16 protein-coding genes are annotated in these 17,301 nt (G+C 72.3%); 7 read left to right on the top strand and 9 right to left on the bottom strand.

All coding sequences use genetic code 11. The annotated features are described in order from the left end of the window. Window positions 1-8: 8 nt before the first annotated feature. Together AC1DDU_RS07385 and AC1DDU_RS07390 are read left to right on the top strand one after the other, a co-directional pair. A complete protein-coding gene (locus AC1DDU_RS07385; protein WP_477432573.1) occupies window positions 9-782 on the top strand; it encodes a GntR family transcriptional regulator in 774 nt (257 codons plus the stop codon). 52 nt (window positions 783-834) lie between these two features. Next, window positions 835-1,716, top strand: coding sequence for a PfkB family carbohydrate kinase (locus AC1DDU_RS07390; RefSeq protein ID WP_477432575.1), 882 nt, complete (start codon window positions 835-837; stop codon window positions 1,714-1,716). A gap of 314 nt (window positions 1,717-2,030) precedes the next feature. Here the strand turns inward: AC1DDU_RS07390 and AC1DDU_RS07395 are convergent, their stop codons facing one another. Further along, window positions 2,031-2,522, bottom strand: a complete 492-nt coding sequence (locus tag AC1DDU_RS07395; RefSeq protein WP_477432577.1) for a GNAT family N-acetyltransferase — start codon at window positions 2,520-2,522, stop codon at window positions 2,031-2,033. A gap of 59 nt (window positions 2,523-2,581) precedes the next feature. Beyond that, complete coding sequence (locus tag AC1DDU_RS07400) at window positions 2,582-3,220, bottom strand: GntR family transcriptional regulator (protein ID WP_477432579.1); 639 nt, start codon at window positions 3,218-3,220, stop codon at window positions 2,582-2,584. 350 nt (window positions 3,221-3,570) lie between these two features. Here AC1DDU_RS07400 and AC1DDU_RS07405 point away from each other — a divergent pair, with 350 nt between their 5' ends. After that, window positions 3,571-3,777 carry a cold-shock protein gene (locus AC1DDU_RS07405; protein ID WP_045302013.1) on the top strand — a complete coding sequence of 69 codons (207 nt, stop codon included), beginning with the start codon at window positions 3,571-3,573 and terminating at the stop codon, window positions 3,775-3,777. A gap of 102 nt (window positions 3,778-3,879) precedes the next feature. Here the strand turns inward: AC1DDU_RS07405 and AC1DDU_RS07410 are convergent, their stop codons facing one another. From AC1DDU_RS07410 to nucS, 4 genes are read right to left on the bottom strand one after another with little or no spacing between them, the layout of a single operon-like run. Beyond that, the gene (locus tag AC1DDU_RS07410; protein WP_477432581.1) at window positions 3,880-5,955 is read right to left on the bottom strand and encodes a bifunctional lysylphosphatidylglycerol flippase/synthetase MprF; all 2,076 of its coding nucleotides are present in this window, start codon (window positions 5,953-5,955) and stop codon (window positions 3,880-3,882) included. A gap of 29 nt (window positions 5,956-5,984) precedes the next feature. Beyond that, a complete protein-coding gene (locus AC1DDU_RS07415; protein WP_477432583.1) occupies window positions 5,985-7,250 on the bottom strand; it encodes a hypothetical protein in 1,266 nt (421 codons plus the stop codon). Further along, window positions 7,243-7,962: an HAD hydrolase-like protein gene (locus AC1DDU_RS07420; RefSeq protein WP_477432585.1), complete on the bottom strand. Its 720-nt coding sequence runs from the start codon at window positions 7,960-7,962 to the stop codon at window positions 7,243-7,245. The genes AC1DDU_RS07415 and AC1DDU_RS07420 overlap by 8 nt, the downstream gene beginning before the upstream one ends. A gap of 33 nt (window positions 7,963-7,995) precedes the next feature. After that, window positions 7,996-8,691, bottom strand: coding sequence for an endonuclease NucS (gene nucS / locus AC1DDU_RS07425; RefSeq protein WP_378809461.1), 696 nt, complete (start codon window positions 8,689-8,691; stop codon window positions 7,996-7,998). Window positions 8,692-8,916: 225 nt separating this feature from the next. Between nucS and AC1DDU_RS07430 the strand changes: the two genes are divergently transcribed. Continuing rightward, a complete protein-coding gene (locus AC1DDU_RS07430) occupies window positions 8,917-10,245 on the top strand; it encodes a MinD/ParA family ATP-binding protein (RefSeq protein WP_477432587.1) in 1,329 nt (442 codons plus the stop codon). Between the two features lie 38 nt (window positions 10,246-10,283). On the opposite strand, the gene AC1DDU_RS07435 is transcribed toward AC1DDU_RS07430, so the two are convergent. Further along, entirely contained in the window at window positions 10,284-11,144 is an 861-nt protein-coding gene (locus tag AC1DDU_RS07435) for a GAP family protein (protein WP_477432589.1), read from the bottom strand. A gap of 116 nt (window positions 11,145-11,260) precedes the next feature. Here AC1DDU_RS07435 and AC1DDU_RS07440 point away from each other — a divergent pair, with 116 nt between their 5' ends. Together AC1DDU_RS07440 and AC1DDU_RS07445 are read left to right on the top strand one after the other, a co-directional pair. Then, complete coding sequence (locus AC1DDU_RS07440) at window positions 11,261-12,520, top strand: sensor histidine kinase (protein WP_477432591.1); 1,260 nt, start codon at window positions 11,261-11,263, stop codon at window positions 12,518-12,520. Continuing rightward, complete coding sequence (locus AC1DDU_RS07445; protein ID WP_477432593.1) at window positions 12,517-13,170, top strand: response regulator; 654 nt, start codon at window positions 12,517-12,519, stop codon at window positions 13,168-13,170. Before AC1DDU_RS07440 ends, AC1DDU_RS07445 begins: the two co-directional genes overlap by 4 nt. A gap of 29 nt (window positions 13,171-13,199) precedes the next feature. Here AC1DDU_RS07445 and AC1DDU_RS07450 read toward each other — a convergent pair whose 3' ends face one another. Next, the gene (locus AC1DDU_RS07450; protein WP_477432595.1) at window positions 13,200-14,435 is read right to left on the bottom strand and encodes an MFS transporter; all 1,236 of its coding nucleotides are present in this window, start codon (window positions 14,433-14,435) and stop codon (window positions 13,200-13,202) included. 81 nt (window positions 14,436-14,516) lie between these two features. Here AC1DDU_RS07450 and AC1DDU_RS07455 point away from each other — a divergent pair, with 81 nt between their 5' ends. Then, a complete protein-coding gene (locus tag AC1DDU_RS07455) occupies window positions 14,517-15,581 on the top strand; it encodes a LacI family DNA-binding transcriptional regulator (RefSeq protein ID WP_477432597.1) in 1,065 nt (354 codons plus the stop codon). 3 nt (window positions 15,582-15,584) lie between these two features. Here AC1DDU_RS07455 and AC1DDU_RS07460 read toward each other — a convergent pair whose 3' ends face one another. Next, window positions 15,585-17,171, bottom strand: a complete 1,587-nt coding sequence (locus AC1DDU_RS07460) for a hypothetical protein (protein ID WP_477432599.1) — start codon at window positions 17,169-17,171, stop codon at window positions 15,585-15,587. Window positions 17,172-17,301: the final 130 nt, after the last annotated feature.

Consider the following 17,301-nt stretch of genomic DNA (forward strand, 5'->3'; position numbering starts at 1 on the left):
AGGGCTCCATGACCATCGCAGCCAGCACGCATCCGCTCGCCGCACTGGCGACACCGGTGAACCGCAAGTCGCCGATGCCTGCCTGGGCACAGGTGCATCGTGATCTCAAGGGGCTGATCGACCAGGCTGCGGACATCGGGGAGCAACTGCCCACCGAGCTGGATCTGGCGGCGATCTACGGCATCAGCCGGATCACGATCCGCCAGGCGCTGGCGACCCTCGCGCAGGACGGGTACGTCGAGCGACGTCACGGCACCGGGACGTTCGTCGCTGACCGGCCGCCGCTGATCCAGCACGACTTCGGCCTGATGACACCGTGGCGCGACCGGTTTCGCGCCGCCGGAGAGGATGCCCAGTCGATTCACCTCACCGAAGGTCCACCCGAGAACGAGCCCTACGAGCTGGCAAACGAACTGGAACCTGCCGAACGGGACCAGCCGCGGCTGCACCTGAAGCGCCTGCACAAGGTGAACGGGCGACCGATAGGCATCACCGACTCGTGGGTTGCCGGTCCTGCCGTCGAACTGCTGAGAGACGTCGAGCTCGTCGAAGGTTCGCTGTCGAAGACCCTCGAACCCCTCGGTGTGTCCAGCACCGAGACCCATCATTTCCTCGAAGTACGCACCGTGACACGTGCCGAGGCAGCACTGCTGCAGACCAGTGAGGACGGAACGCTTTTCGTCGACTGGTCGATCGGTCGTGCCGATGGCGAGCTCGTCGAGACCTCACGCACGGTGTGGCTTGGTTCCCGCGTGCGCTTCCACTACGCCATCAGCTCCTGACGACGGGTTCCCGTCGGCGGGCGAGCACCACCCGAACCCAACGGGAGAACACATGACCAACCGTGTCGTCGTCGTCGGCTCCATCAACGCGGACATCATCGCCTCCGTCCCCGAGCGGCCGACGCCGGGAAAGACCGTTCTGGCAAGCCGGATCGCTCGGAGGTCTGGCGGCAAGGGCGCCAACCAAGCCGCGGCCGCAGCCCGAGCGGGAGCGGACACCGTCCTGATCGCGGCAGTCGGCGACGACGCGGAGGCGGCCGTGCAGTTGGCTGAGCTCGCCTACGACGGCGTCGACGTGTCGAAGATCATCACGATCTCCGGTGCTACCACCGGTCTTGCGTTCATCACCGTGACGGCGGACGGTGAGAACGCGATCACCGTGGCTCCGGGTGCCAACGGCTCTCTGACCGTACCGGCCACGCTGGCCACTCTTGACGCTGCGGACCCGTCGATGGTGGTCCTGCAGACCGAAGTCTCTCCAGAGGTCATCGAAGCAGTCGCCGCATGGTGCCGTCAGAACGACGTTCGCCTGGTACTCAACGACGGCCCCTATGTCCCTCTCTCTGCAGCGACGCTGGCCGCAGCGCATCCTTTGGTCGTGAATGAGCACGAGGCGCGTGAGATCTGCGCCGCCCGTGCGAACCTGACCACAGACGACCTCGCGGTCGCCGTGGCCGAGGTCACCGGCGCACGATCAGTCGTCGTGACATTGGGTGAGCGGGGCAGCCATGTGGTGGAAGGGGCAAGTGTCTACGTTGTGCACGCAGTGCCTGCGAGCCTCGTCACGGACACCACCGGTGCGGGTGACACCTTCCTGGGCACGCTGGCCGCCAGCCTGGCCTCGGGTGAGCCGCTACCCGCTTCGGTCCGCCGGGCGTCGGCCGCAGCCGCTGTTTCCGTTGCGTGGACAGGCGCCCGCCCTCCTCGGGGCTGAGACCGGGAAACTCAGCGCCCTACCGCGGAAGGCGCTGAGAAGAAGCTCTGGCGATCCCTTGAGCCGTCTGGCCCCGCGGACGAAGCCAGAGGGCCACAGGACGTGAAGCAGCCGGTCGGAGGCAGGAACTCCGACCGGGTCCGTTCCAGGGTGGGAAACGCGTCGCGGATGCCGATCAACGCTACGTCATGCCCGACAACCCGTCGATCGTCCCGGTGATGCAGGACGGCGTCATCGTCGACGAGGAGCTGGCCAGGGCCAACGGCATCTGCCGGGGCATCTCGGGAGAGCTCAGCCACTAGTCCCGTGGACAGTCACGCACCGTCGAGGGACGGCGGCAGCGTGAACACGATCTCTTCGATCTCGCGGCCGACGCCGGGGGCGAAGTCGACGTTGCGCGACACCTCGGTGAAGCCGACCTTCGTCAGCACGGCGATCGAGCCGGCGTTGTGGGCGGCAGCACGGGCGAACAGGGGGCGGATCGGCTCGTGCGAGACGAGCAGCCGCAGGGCCTCGGTCGCGACGCCCCGCCCCCACGCGTGACGGGCGATCCAGAAGCTCACCTCGCGGTCGCCGTCGACCGTGAAGGCGGCAGCCGTGCCGGCGAAGCCTCCGTTCTCGGTGACGACCAGGCACAGCACGTCCTCCGTGGTGCGCTGGCGCGCGATCCACGCGTCGAAGGCCTCCCGATCGTCGGGGTCCTCCGCGGTGAAGGCCGCCATCGCGATCGCCTCGGGGTCGCGCATCATCTCGAAGACGGCGTCGAGATCGTCGTCGTCGAAGGCCCGCAGCTCGATGTGCTTCACGCGCCCCACGCTAGCCACGGCATCCCCCACTGAGAAGGGCGGGTCGGCCGGCGGCGTGCTCAGACGAAGCCGTGGATGCCGCGCAGCACCATCTCGGCGCGCTGGCCGTCGCGGTCTGCGAACGCGTCGCGGAACTCCTCGTAGGCGGCGGTGCGCCCCAGCGGGCACTCGATGAACGGCCGCCAGCCGTGCAGGTTCCGCCGGATCGCGATCTCGTACTCGCGGATAAACTGGATGAGCGCGACGTTGTCGCTGGCCCGGGTCACGCCGGTGAAGAAGGCGTGGCTGGCCCGTGCGAGCGCCTCGATGTCGTCGGCGCGGGATGCGGCGATCAGCACGTCGAGCCGTTCGAGCGCGTCGGCGAGGGTCTCGTCGTCGCAGCGGGATGTCGCCATCCGCACCGCGATGCCCATGTTGTACGCGACGAGTTCGAAGGTGTCGGCCTCGGCCTTGTCGTTGGGCTCGGACACCCGCGTGTAGCGGTGGGGCGAGACTTCGACCAGCCCCGCGCGCTCGAGTCTCTGCAGCGCCTCACGCACGGGCGTGCGGGAGACGCCCAGCCACTCTGCGAGCTCCTGGTCGCGCAGCCGCTCGCCCGGAGCGAGCCGGCCGTCGAGGATCGCCTCGCCCAGATGGGCGTACACCTCGTCGCCGAGGAAGGCGCCGCGCGGCACGAGCGGAGCGAAGGGAGCAGTCATGAGTGGCACCAGTGTACGCCGGAGGATTCATCTGCATGGACCCTGTGCGAAACCACCTGCATGCCTGCGTCAGCCCCGTGATTCCGCGGCACCCCGACCTCGCTCTTGCGTTGATATATCGGTACGATGTTGATGTCCACGCTACGGCGTGGCCTATCCGGGGGGATCCGTCGACGCCCGGGCTTCGAGCACCGCTCAGCCCGGGCGTACGATGGGGCCGCCGCGCCTTACCCGAGCGCAGTGCAACATTTCTGTCACCTTCCGAAGAGGGTCTCGCCGCGCGCGCCCTTGTTCACTACGTTGGAGTGACTCGCCGCAAAAGCGACGAGATCACAGAAGAACGGCAAGTAATGAGCACGCAGGGCACCGTCAAGTGGTTCAACTCGGAAAAGGGATTCGGTTTCATCGCCCCCGATGAGGGCGGCGCAGACGTCTTCGCGCACTACAGCGCCATCGAGTCGAGCGGCTACCGCTCCCTCGAGGAGAACCAGCGCGTCGAGTTCGAGATCGCGCAGGGACCCAAGGGCCTCCAGGCCGAGAACATCCGCCCGCTCTGAGTCGAGCGGACTGATCGCTTCGGCGATCAGTGGGCCGCGGCATCCATCTCCGCCGAGGCGGATGCCGCGGCTTTGCGGTGCCTACGATCGAGCAGGCGGTGATCAATCGCGGTCGCCGCGGACCAGCTCCAGGCCCGCACCGGCGAACTGACGCAGAGTCGCGTCGGGCAGGAACGCGCGCGTGAGCGCGCCGCCGATGCGGGTCAGGTCGCTCTCGTCGCGGTAGAGCAGGTACATCGTCTCGTACCGCGGGTGGAACTTCTCCTTGAAGCGGTGCAGAGACCGGAAGCCGTAGACGGGTTCCAGCGCGTCGGCGAGCTTGTCGCTCAGCGCCGCGATCATGCCGGCATCCGGCGGGTAGTCGTGGGCGAGAGGCGCCCCCGACAGTGACATGATCTCGGCGCCCTCGTCGGAGAACAGTCGGGCCGACGAGCCGATCAGGTACTCCATCACCGGACCGAAGCCGCCGTCACGGCGGCGCATGAGATCGAGCGTCCACCCGCGGATCGTGTTCCCCCCGCCGTACACCGGCAGCCACGACAGGAACCCGTCGACGTCGCCGTTGGGGGCGATGGCCAGTGCGAGCCGGACCTCCGGGTCTTCGGCCTCGACCAGGGTGCCGAGCGTGAAGCCCATCTCGGGAAGGCCCTTGTCGCCGACCCACATCTCCGAGATCGCCCGCAGCTGCTGCTGCACGCCCCAGGACTCGTCCTTCAGATGGGTCATGCGGAAGGTCATGTCCTCGCGGCCGGCGCGGTTCAGCGACGAGCGCACCGAGTTCCAGCGCTTGCCGGTGAACTCCAGGCCCGGCAGGTCGACGATCGTGTCGTCGGCGACGACGAGGCTCCGCCACGACGACGGCACCGCGGCGCGGGTCGCCTCGTCGGCGCTGAAGAAGCAGGGGACCAGGCCCGCGCGTTCTGCGCTGGCGATGAACTCGTGAACGGTTGTCGCGCGCGTCGCCGCGGGACCCAACGGGTCGGCGAGGGCCAGTGCGACCCCCGCGCGCCGCTGGTACGCGACGATGCCGTCGGCGGTGCGCGCGTAGCTGTTGCCCTCCCACGTCGTCATCCACGACAGCGTGCCGCCGCCGTCGGCGTGGAGCATGTCTTTCACGTCGGCGACCTCGGGCGCGGGCTGCGCGCCGATGCGCGACTTCCGCCGCGCACGGAACGCGCGCCTGACCCACACCAGGTAGACGAGCATCAGCAGCCACATCGCGCCGCTGGCCAGCGCCAGCTCGGTCTCGCCGTCGATCGTGGCCTCCAGCTTCGCCTCGGTCACCAGGACGATGAGGCCGACGACGAGCAGGGCGGTGAGCACGTTGATCACCGCGAGGATGACGGCGACCACCCACGCCCAGCGGCGACCGCGTCGCAGGCCGTTCGCGACGAGGAGGATCACCACCACGTCGACCGCGAAGTCGACCAACCCGCCCGACGCGGGCTGCGTGGGGCCGAAGAGTCCGTCGGTCGGCACCAGCGCCGTGATCACCTCGATCGCGCCCAGCAGCAGCACGGCGATGAAGGCGATCAGCCGCTGTTCGCGGATCGTGGTGCGCTGGATGCGCAGCGAGCGGTCGACGAAGAGGACGAGCAGCACGGCGAGCAGATGCTCGACGTCGGCGAGGGTTCCCCAGAACAGCACCGCGATGAAGACGAAGCCCAGCAGCACCAGCCAGGCGCGCACGCGCCACGGCGACCGCAGCAGGCCGACCGCCGCCGCGATGCACGCCATGGTGCCGCCCGAGGCGCCCACATCCAGCGCCGCCGCCTGAGTCTGCGCCCACGGCCAGGGGAGCATCGCGCACAGCCAGAGCACCAGCGCGGTCGCGAACACGGCGAACAGCTGCCCGACCCAGTAGTAGGCGAGGGCGACCCGCGAGCCGCGGCGCCACTCGAGATACGCCATGCCCACGAAACCGCCGATGGTGAAGAGGTACACCCATGGCTCGGCCACGAAGAACGTGCCGGTGACCGGCGTCCACCAGCGGCCGGCCTCGAACGCGGGCAGCCCGTACGCGACGACATCGAACAGGTCCGAGTCCTGGAACGGCCGCCACAGCCCCTGCCACACCACGCCGGCCGCGAGGATCAGCCCGATCATCGCGAGCGTCGCCGGAATCCTGGCAGCGACCGCCAGCACGCGGTTCGGTCGGTGAGTCGCCCCGTCGCTCATGCGTTCACGATAGCGAGAGGGGTGCGCGGTCAGGGCTGCGCCAGGCGGGCGTAGTCGGCGAGGGCCTTGGCGTCCTCGGCATCCCTCATCGCGCGGCGCGCGGCATCGAGAGCGGCGACGGGGTCGGGCGCCTGCCGCGCCTGTGCGAGCTCGTTCTGCGCCGACAGCAGGCGCGATCGCGCGTCGATCCCGGCGCGGGAGTGGGAGACGGATGCCTCGGCCTGCGCGATCGCGCCGCGCGCGGCGGCGAGGGTCCCCGGCAGGGCCGTGCGGGCACCGCGCAGTCGCTGCTGCGCGGTGCGGGCGTCGCCCAGCGCGAGGTCGAGGCGCCCGCGCAGGCGTGCGACGGCGTCGACCGTGCGAGTCGGGCGGCGCGCGGCATCCGGTTCGATCCGATCCAGTTCGTCGGCCACCGCCCGCAGTTCGGCGCCGAGCCGTTCCGCGTCGACGGCACCGAGGTGTTCGCGCGTGACGGCCGCCTGCCGCAGCGCGGTGCGGGCCGCGGCGATCTCGTCGGCCACCGCCTGCGACGCCTGCAGCACCAGGCGGTGGCTCTCTTCGAGGTTGCGCGCGTCGGTCTCCGCTCGCCGCAGCGCCCGCTCCGCGGCGGCGAGGTCGGGCAGCGCGCTCAGCGACGGGTCGGCAGCGTGCGCGGCGGCCTCGTCGATGTGACGCTGGGCGGCGGCGACCTCCGACACGGCGCCGTGCGCCGCGCGGGAGGCATCCTGCCATTCGTCCTCGGCGAAGCGCGACGACAGCTCAGCCACGAGCGCGGCGGGATCCCCCATCGACGCCCGCAGGTCGGCGAGCCGGCGACGGGCGGCGTCGATCTGCCCCGCGGCCGACACGTTCGCGCGCACCCACGCGCCGTGCTCGGTGCGGGCGGCGGCGACCGCGGCGAGGGCCTCGCCGGCGCGCCGCTCGATGCGCGCCGAGACGCGCTTGATCTCGTCGGGGGTGGCGCTCGGATCGCTGATCTCGCGGTACTGCTCGAACGCCTCGTCGCGCACGTGCTGCGCGGTCAGGCGCGCCCGCCGCAGCGACGCGGGGGCGTCGCCGCCGTACAGCGCGCCGGAGAGCCCGACCTCGAGGTCGAGCTCGCCGACCTCGTCGTCCAGGCGCACGAGCGCGGCGCCCGCATGGGCACGCGCCTGTTCGGCCGCCCGGCGTGCTCGCGGCGACCGCCGGGCGCGGCGCACGCCCCAGGCGATGACGGCGGCCGCGATCGCCGCCACGCCGAACACGACCAGGGCCGGCACCAGCCACTCCAGGATCGCCGCGGCGAGCTCAGGCATCGGCGACTCCCGCGGCGGTGGTCGCGACCTCGTCCGCGGTCTCGCCGAACAGCAGCAGCGCGCGCAGCTGGTCGACGTCGTCGACGACCGCCTGCGCGCCCTCCGCCTCGTGCGGCCAGCTGAAGCCCCAGCGGACGAAGATCACCGGCACACCCTGCTCGGCGCCGCCTTCGACATCGTGATGCCGGTCGCCGACCAGCACCGGCCGACTGGTGTCGACACCCGCCGCGTCCAGGCGCCGCAGAGCCTCGGCCACGATGTCGGACTTGGCGCTCAACGTCTTCTCGTCCGCCGTCGCGCCGACGATGGCCGTGAGCGAGGGCGACAGGTCGAAGTGGTCCATGAGGGCGACCACCTGCACCTCGGGCTTCGAGCTCGCGGTGGCCTGCGGGATGCCGGCGGCGGCGACATCCGTGATCAGCTCGGCGACTCCGGGGAACAGCTTCGCGCCGGTCGTGTAGCCGTCGGCCTTGCCGAGCGTGCGGTAGAACGAGACGGCCTCGGCGGACTCCTCGGGCGTCATGCCCACGTTCGTCTGGAACGACTGGTACATCGGCGGGCCGATCCAGTGCACCAGTTCAGCGCGGGTGGGCGGGCGCTTGCCGAAGTGCTCGAGGGCGATCGTGAGGCGGCGCAGGATGCCGTCGGAGGCATCGACGATGGTCCCGTCGACGTCCCACAGCACACAGGTCCACGCAGATCGGCTCGGCATGGGCACCAGCCTAGGACGAGCCGGGCCGGGAGATCAGAACAGGCGGGGCGCCCCGGACTCGATGCCCTTCATGCCCTCGTAGTCGAGGGTGACGCAGCGGATGCCGCGGTCCGCCGCCAGCACCTTGGCCTGCGGCTTGATCTCCTGCGCGGCGAACACGCCCGTCACCGGCGCGAGATGCGGATCGCGGCCGAGCAGCTCGAGGTAGCGGGTGAGCTGCTCGACGCCGTCGATGTCGCCCCGGCGCTTCACCTCGACGGCGATCGTGCCGCCCGCGGGGTCGCGCAGCAGCAGGTCCACAGGGCCGATCGCGGTCGGGAACTCGCGGCGCACCAGCGTCAGGTTCTCGCCGATGACGTCGACCTGCTCGGCGAGCAGTCGCTGCAGGTCGGCCTCGACGCCGTCCTTCTGCAGCCCCGGGTCGATGCCGAGCTCGTGCGACGAATCGTGCAGCACCTCGTAGATGCGCACGAGGAGCGCATCGCCGGTCTTGGCATGCGTCACGCGCCAGTGCTCGAGCACGCCCGCGGACGCAGACTCCTCGTCGGGCTCCTCGACGTCGAGCCGGCAGGGCGGGCTCATCCAGTTGAGCGGCTTGTACGAACCGCCGTCGGAGTGCACCAGCAGCGAGCCGTCGCCCTTGTGCACCAGCAGGCGGGTGGCAAGAGGCAGGTGGGCGTTGAGCCGCCCGGTGTAATCGACGGAGCAGCGGGCGATGACGAGACGCACCCGACGAGCCTAGCCCGGGGTGCCTCCGTGGCGGTCGCGCGCCCGCTCGCCGGTGAGCGCGCCTCAGCTTGCCCGCAGGCTCGTCGGATAGCGTGATTCTCCGTGTCGCATCAGCGACGACGGTCGACGCTGCGATCCGGACGGGTCGATGCGCCCGTCACCGCCCGCCCAGTGGTGCGGGCCCCCAGACCCCGGCTCACACGCCGCATCGCCCGGAGAAGAACCATGAACTCACGTCAGCCCGACGCGACAGTGCACATCCTGTCCAGCACGGTCGCCGAGCTCCACGTCGGCAGCGACGTGGCGGAGGTCGTCGCCCCCGACAGCCTCGCCCTGCGCGACCGTGTCGTGGAGGAGATCCGCCAGCTCGCCGCGTCCGCCGGAGAACCCGCTCACGCCACGCTCGTCGAGGGCTCGTCCCGGTGGCCGCTCGTCGTCCACCCGGACGGCACCTTCGCCGAGGAGCTCGAGTCCGCGGAGGTCATGATGGACGACACCGGCGCCACCGCCCCGGTGTCGGCTCCGACCGGGACGACACCCGTCACCGCACCGACGCCGGTGTCGGCGGCCGCGGCCGCCCTGTCGCCTGCCACCGCGCCGCCCGCTCCTGCGCAGGAGGCCCGCCCCACGGTCCAGGACCTGCTCGACTCGCGCAACGGCGCCAGCCGGATGCGGGCGACCGAAGGGTGGCAGGCCGTCGTTCGCCGCGCCACCGGCGGGCTCATCTCTCCCGCTCCCGGCCGCACCGAGCGTTCGCGCCTGGACCGCGAGAAGCGCGTGCAGCGTCGTCTCGACGCTCCCCGCACGATCGTCGTGCTCAACCCGAAGGGCGGCGCCCACAAGACGACGAGCACCCTCCTGCTGGCCGCGACGTTCGGCACCCTGCGCGGCGGTGCGACCCTGGCGTGGGACAACAACGAGACGCGCGGCACGCTCGGCTGGCGGGCGCAGAACGCACCGCACCACCGCACCGCCGTGGACCTGCTGGAACACCTCGACGAGTTCTCGAACCTGCCCGGTTCGAGCCTGGCGGCCCTCGACACCTTCGTGCGCACGCAGGTCGACGCCCGATTCGACGTGCTGGCGTCGGACGAGGATGCCGCGGCATCCTCCACGATCGACTCCGCCGCGTTCGATCGCCTGCACGATCTGCTGCGCCGGTACTACCGGCTCATGATCGTCGACACCGGCAACAACATGCGAGCCTCGAACTGGGTGGCCGCCGTCGCCGCCGCCGACCAGCTCGTGATCGTCTCGACCGTGCGCGAGGACACCGCCGCCAGCGCGGCGTGGCTGCTGGACGGACTGCGCGAGAAGGGCTTCGGCGCGAAGATCGACGAGGCCGTGACGGTGCTGACCGCGCCGTCGTCGCGTCCCGACCGCCGCCTCGAGTCGCGCCTCTCGCAGCACTTCGAGCAGGTGACGTCCGCGGTCGTCAACGCACCGTTCGACCCCTCGCTCGTCGACGGCGGACCCATCGACTTCGACGCCCTGTCGCCCGAGACGCGCGATGCATGGCTGACGGTCGCGGCCACGGTGGCCGACCGCCTCTGAGGCCTGCCGCCGTCGGGTGCGGAACCGCGCCGAGCGGTTCAGCCGAGCCAGTCCAGCAGGCCGAGTTCGCTCGCCGCGGCGCGGGCGATCAGGAACCCGACGATGCCGACGATCCACGCGGTGTTCTCCCGTCCGGTGCGCTCCATCCACGCCGCGAGGCGCGCGAGCGGGCGCTCGACGAGCGGTGCGGCGACGATGCGCAGCACCAGGAGCACGATCGCCGGAAGGATCATCACGGCGCAGTACCCGGCCAGCGCGGCGAAGCGGACCGGCATGTCGAGCGGAGCCTCGGCGAGCATGCCCATGGCGACGAGGTACGGCAGCATCGTGGCGACCTCGACGAGCCCGGCTCCGAGCGCGACGGCCACGACCGCGGTGCCGGATGAGCCGGGGGCGAGCAGGCGGTCGCGCCACCGGGTGAGGCGGGATGCCGTCGCCGGCGCAGCGGGATCGGTCGAGGTGCCGACAGCCGCCGCATCGGGCGGCGTCAGGCGCGGGGTGACCTGAGGGCTCGGGGCGCCCGCGTCGGCCGGGCCGGAGCGACCTGACCCGGCGGGCCCGAGAGCGCCGGACGCGGCATCGGCCGGTGCGCGCCCGACGAAGAACGAGCCCGCGAGGAGCGCCGCGCCCACCGCGAGCCGGGCGACCTGACCGCCGGGCGACGTGAGCACCTCCTGCGCGACGTCGACGAGGTTGACCAGTCCCAGCGTGAAGAGCATCCCCACGGCGAGGTAGAAGACCGCGAGCGTCACCAGGTACAGCAGCACCCTGCCCGCGCGCACCCTGCCCGGCGCGAGGAGCAGGAACACCGGGATGAGGAGCGTGCCCACGCTCAAGCTGTCGACGAGGGCGAGGACCCCGAGCGTGCCGGCGAGTGGGGCGTCCGCGATCATGTCCATGCCGCCAGCTTCGCCGCGCGGACGCGGGAGCGGATCGGGCGGAAGGACGAGGCGTGCGAGCGCACCTCCTCCTTTGGGCGGAGGCCGCCGCGCCCGACGCGTGATTGCATGAGACGGTGAGCGGAACCGTGCAGCAGGCCCCGGCCGGGAGCCCGCGCCGTGATGCCGAGGACCGCGTCGTGGCGCGGCGACCCGGTGGAGGAGGCGTCCTCGGCTGGGTGCGGGCCCACCGTCCGCTCGCCGATGCGATCGGCTTCGCGCTGTTCGCGATCGCGCTCGCCGCTCTCGGCATGGTCGGACTGTGGACGTCGTTCTCGATCCTGCCCGCCCCGGTGTCGCCGTGGTGGTCGCTCGCGACGGCGCTGCCGGCGTGCGCACTGGTGCCGTGGCGCACCCGCGCCCCGCTCGTGCTGCTGGGCGTGTCCTTCGTGCTGCTCGTGATCGACCTCATGACGGTCGGCGGCATCGTCACCCTCGTCGTCGTGCTCGACCTGCTCTATGCCGCCACGGTCGCGGCCACCGCCGCGGGGCGCCGGCGCATCCTCATCGGCATCGCGGTCGCCGTCGCCGGGTTCGGGATCGCGGCCTTCGCCGCGGTGGACGATGCCCGGGTGGCCCTGCTGGTCGTCCTGCAGCTCGGAGCCCTGGCCGGCATGGACTACTGGTACGCGACGTCGGTCGCGCAGGCCCACGAACTGGTGGCGCTGCATCGCGAGCGGGCGGAGGATGCCGAGCGCCTGGCCGAACGCGACCGGGCCGCGGCCGTGCGCAGCGAACGCGAGCAGATGGCCCGCGAGCTGCACGACCTGGTCGCCGGTGATGTCTCGGCGATCGCGATCCGCTCGGAGGCGGCGCTGTCGGTGGACGGCGCGCCGGGCGCGGACCGCGCGGCTCTGCGTGCGGTCCGCGACTCCAGCCTCGAGGCGCACCGGGCGCTGCGGTCGATGATCTCGGTGCTGCGCACCGGCGACGCCGTGGTCGCCGCGCCCCGCCGCGGCGACCTGCCCGCGCTCGTCGACGACGCGCGCCGGAACGGGCTGACGGTGACCCTCGACGATGCGCTGCCCTCCGGCATCCCGTCGCCGATCGACCAGGCCGTGACGCGCATCGTGCAGGAGTCGCTCGCGAACTGCGTCCGTCACGCCGCCGGATCCGAGGTCGCGGTCGTCCTCGACACCGACGACGCCGGCGACGTCGTGGTGCGCGTCGATTCGCGCGGCGGCGCCGCCGTCACGCGGCCCCTGCTCCCGGGAAGCGGGTGGGGGCTGGAGCTCCTGCGCGAGCGGGCACGCGCGCTCGGCGGGCGCCTGGACGCAGGCCCGACGCTCGCGGGCTGGTCGGTGCACGCGAGGATCCCCGTGGAGGTCACGGCATGACCGCGGCGCCGCGTGTGCTCCTCGCCGACGACCACGGTGCCATCCGCGAGGCGCTGCGGATCATGCTGGAGGCCCACGGCATCGACGTCGTGGGGGAGGCCGCCGACGGCGGCGTCGCGGTGCGCAACGCCGCCGCCCTGCGCCCCGACGTCGTGCTGATGGACCTGCGCATGCCGGGCGTCGACGGCGTGTCGGCCACCCGCGACATCGTCCGGGCCGGATCGGCCGCCGTGCTCGTGCTGACGAGCTTCGACGAGGACGACCTCGTGGAAGGCGCGCTGCGTTCCGGGGCAGCGGGATTCCTGCTGAAGACGACGGATGCCGCGACCCTCGTCGCGGCCGTGCGCAGCGTCGCCGCCGGCGACGGCGTGCTCGACCCACGTGTCACGCGGCGTGCGCTGGCACTGATCCCTCGCGGCCCTGCTGCCGAGACGGGGATCCCGCGTGCGCAGGCCGCCCAGCTCGAGCTGCTCACCGAGCGCGAGCGCGAGGTGCTCGACCGGATGCGCGGCGGACGCTCCAACCGTCAGATCTCGGAGGAGCTGGGCATCTCGGTGACGACGGTCAAGACGCATGTCTCGAACGTCCTCGCCAAGCTCGGCGCGCGGAGCCGCTCTCACGCGGTGGCGCTCGTCGCGGGCGAGGGCTGACGGCATCCGGGCCCTTCCGCCCGGGAGGCTCAGTGGTGGGCGTGGCCCGCGCCGACCTTCGAGCCGGCGATCGGCTTGGCGGCGCCCGACGCGAAGCCCGACAGCGCGATGAGCCCCACGAGGATCCACAGCGTCGGGAGCAGACCGATCTGGTGGCTGATCCAGCCGAGGATGGGCGGGCCGCACAGGAACGCGACGTAGCCGATCGTCGCCGCAGCCGAGACGGAGGCCGCGGCCTTGGTGGGATCGTCGGCCGCGGCCGACATGCCGATCGGGAAGCCGAGCGACGCGCCCATGCCCCACAGCGCGACGCCGACGAGGGCGATCGGCACCGACGGGGCGAGGATGAAGATCACCAGGCCGCTGCAGGCGAGGACGGCGAGGATCCGCAGCGTCCACACGCGGCCGAACCGGTCGACGAGCGGTCCGCCGAGGGCGCGGACGGCGGTCATCGCGACCGAGAACACGGTGAGCGCGATCGCGCCCTGCGCCTCGGTGCCGGCGTGGCCGTCGACGACGGCGAGGGGCAGCCAGTCGTTGGCGCCGCCCTCGGCGAACGCCATGCCGAGCATGATGGCGCCGAGCGCGTAGGTGCGCGGGTCCTTCCACACCGCGACGATGGCGGCGAACTTCTCGCGTCGCGTGGGGGCCTCGGCAGCGCCGGTCGGGTCCTCGGTGGCCTCGCGCCGCGGCACGAAGGCGACGGCGATCGCGCCGCCGGCGACGAGGAGGAGACCCATGCTCCACAGGTGCGGGGCGACGCCCACCTGCCACACCGTCATCGCGACGCCGACGCCGGCACCGGCGACCGTGCCGAGGCTGAACAGCGCGTGGAACAGCGGCATGAGCGTCTTGCCGGTGGCCTGCTCGATCGCGGCGCCCTCGACGTTCATCATGACGTCGGTCGCGCCCATGCCGAGGCCCATGATCGCCAGCCCCACCGCGGTGAGGGCGAACGACTCCGCGAACTGCGCGCCGAAGCCGGTGAGCAGGATGCCGGCGGCCAGCGTGGCGATGCCCATCAAGAGGCCGCGTCGTGCGCCCCACCGTGCGAGGAGCACGTTCGCGAGCGAGAGGCCGATGATCGACGCGCCGCCCGAGGCGAACAGCAGCAGGCCGACCTCGAAGTCGTTGATTCCGAGGCCGGCTTTGACGGAGGGCACGCGCGAAGCCCACGTGGCGAAGCCCAGCCCCGTGGCGAAGAAGATGACGAAGATCGCGGTGCGCCAGGCGACCAGCTGCCTCCGGGTGAGCGCGGTATCCATTCCGACAGGGTACCGAATCGATTCGACAACATCCGAATCGATTCGACCGGCTGCGGCGGGACGGGCTACCATCAACTCGACATGAGCCGCCAGGACTCCGGCACCCGCCGTGCCACCATCTCCGATGTCGCCCGCGAGGCGGGCGTCTCGCCCTCGACGGCGTCCGTGGTGTTCAGCGGCAAGACCCCCGTGTCCGAGGCCACTCGTCGCCGGGTGCTCGACGCCGCCGCGGCCCTCGGCTACACCGGCCCCGATCCGCGGGCGGCATCGCTGCGCCGCGGCCGCTCCGGCATCGTCGGGGTCGTCTTCGAGGAGCACCTGGGGCGGGCGTTCCTGGATCCGGTCAAGACGCTCATGATGGACGGGCTCGCCGACGCGGTCACCCCGCTCGGCGCGGGTCTCCTCCTGCTGCGCGATCACGAACCCACCGGGACCGGCCCCTCGCTCACATCGGCGCCCTTGGACGCCGCCGTGCTCATCGGGTGCAGCGGGCTGCTGCGCCAGTCGCTCGAGACCGTCAAGGCCCGCGGCATCCCGGTCGTCGTCATCGAGGGCGATGCCGGCGACGACGTGCCCCGCATCGGGCTCGACAACCGCGAGGCGCAGCGTCAGGCCGCCAGTCACCTGCGCGCCCTCGGTCACCGTGAGGTCGCCGTGGTCGCCCTTCCCGCGCAGGCCGGATGGGAGCGGGGCTGGCTGCGCGACGACACCGCGATCGCCGTCGACGTCACGCGCGAGCGGCTCGCGGGCGCGCTGGACGTGTTCCCGGATGCCGTGACCTACGCCGCGGCGGGAAGCTTCATCGACGAGGGCTTCGCGGCCGGCCGCGAGATCTTCGCCGATCCCGATCGCCGCCCCACCGCCGTCATCGCGCAGAGCGATCTGCTGGCGGCGGGCGTCATCCGCGCGGCGGAGGAGGCGGGACTGCGCGTCCCCGAGGACGTCAGCGTCACCGGCTTCGACGGCATCGTCGTCGACGGGCTCGCGCCGTACGAGCTCACGACGCTGGTGCAGCCCGCCACCGACAAGGGACGCGCCGCGGGGGCCGCCGTCGCCGCGATGCTCGAGGGGCAGGCCGCGGCATCCATCCGCTTCACCTGCACCTTCCGCGAGGGCAACACCACCGGTCCCGCTCCCCGGACGTAGGCGTCAGGAACGCTGCGGGCCGAGCGGAAGCGTGCGATCGCCGAAGTCGGCGATCGTGTAGCGGCCGCACGGGACCAGCCCGGCGTCGGCCATCGCGACGCCGCCCGGCAGGTCGAACGCGGGGGACTGCGCGTCGAGCACGAGGAACGACACCTCGCCCACCGCGAAGTCGTCGCGGTTCACCAGCCACGCGTAGCCGCGCAACTGGTGGTCGACCTGCACGAGTCCCCGAGGGTCGGCGAGGTGGGTCTTGGGGAGCCGCACTGTCCAGAACTGTCCCGCACCGGTGCGCCCGGAGTGCTCGGCCCAGTCGACCACGCAGGCGAGGTCGGCGTCCGGCGCGTCCGCCGCGGCGACGATGCGAGGGATGCCGAGCCCTGCCGCCGCGACCACTGCCGCCGCCGTCGCGCCGATCGCCACCGCGAGCCGCGGCGCACGAGCCCCGTGCGCGCGCGGCAGCAGGGCGGGAAGGACCACGAGGCCCAGCAGCGGGGCGAACACCGCCGGCTGGAGATATCGAGCGGCGTGGGTGCCCAGCGCGACCGCGCCGAGCGTCACCAGGAGTGGCAGGACCCACCCGCACGCGGCGACCACCGCGGCGCCGAGCTCGCGGCGCCGCGCGAGCAGCACGGTGGCGCACACGCACCACGCGCACAGCAGGGCGACCGTGACGACGGATGCCGCCCCCCACGGCTGCGCCCACCGGTCCGCGAGCAGGGCGCCGTAGTACTCCAGCGACGCGCGCCATTGCGCGGGGTCGGCGTAGCCCGCGCCGGTGTTCGCGATGAGGTGGGACAGCGGAATCCGTCCGAGGTAGCCGGCGAGCGTGCCGGCGACGAGCCCTCCGGCCAGCCACAGCGCCACGCGCTCGCGCACCGCGGCGACCGCGAGGACGAGCGCCAGCGGCACCGTCGCCCACGCCGCGAAGAGGGGGTTGGTGAGCACGGATGCCGCCGCCACGACCCCGACCGCGGTCACCGCGCCCCAGGGTGCGCGAGGCCCCGACCCGTCGCCGGGGGCCGTTTCACGTGAAACCCGAACGCTGTCAAGTCCTCGCCGGGCGAGGCCGACGGCGAGCACCACGCCGATCACGGTCGCGCTGTAGTACGTGGTCGTGGTCAGCAGCGAGGCGAGCTCCAGCGCATCGCGGGACGGCGAGGACTCGGACGCGGCGAGCACCCCGAACCCGCCGAGCGCGAGCAGTGCGCCGGCGACGGGCCGCGGACCCCGTCCGGACGCCACCCGCAGCGCGCCGTACAGCGCCACGATGTTCACCGCACCGGCGAGGGCGAGCGTGCCGTTCACGCCGAGGCCCGCGAGCGACAGCAGCCACAGCACCGCGGTCTCGGGGAGGAACAGCACCGTCGACAGCGCCCAGTCCTGCGGCTGCCCGGCCGCGAGCGAGTGCACGATGAGCGTCGTCACGAGCGAGTCGCCGTCGCGGAAGAGCAGCTCCGATCGAGCGGATGCCGCCACCGCCGCCACGACCCCCACCGCGATCGCCGCTGCCGCCGCGATGCCCAGCAGCTCCCGCGCCCAGCGGGGGATCGCGGACGTGCGGCGCGGGTCGTGCGGGTGCGGATCGGCCACCGTGTCACTCTGCCACGCGTGGGCCGTGTGACGCCGTCACGACCTCCGGGTCGCGCGCGCCGGTAGGATGGAAAGCGACAACCCCGATCGCCTTAGCCCGCGCCGTCGATCCGACCTGCGCCGGCCGACG

The organism is Microbacterium sp. 05T445 (assembly GCF_056395865.1).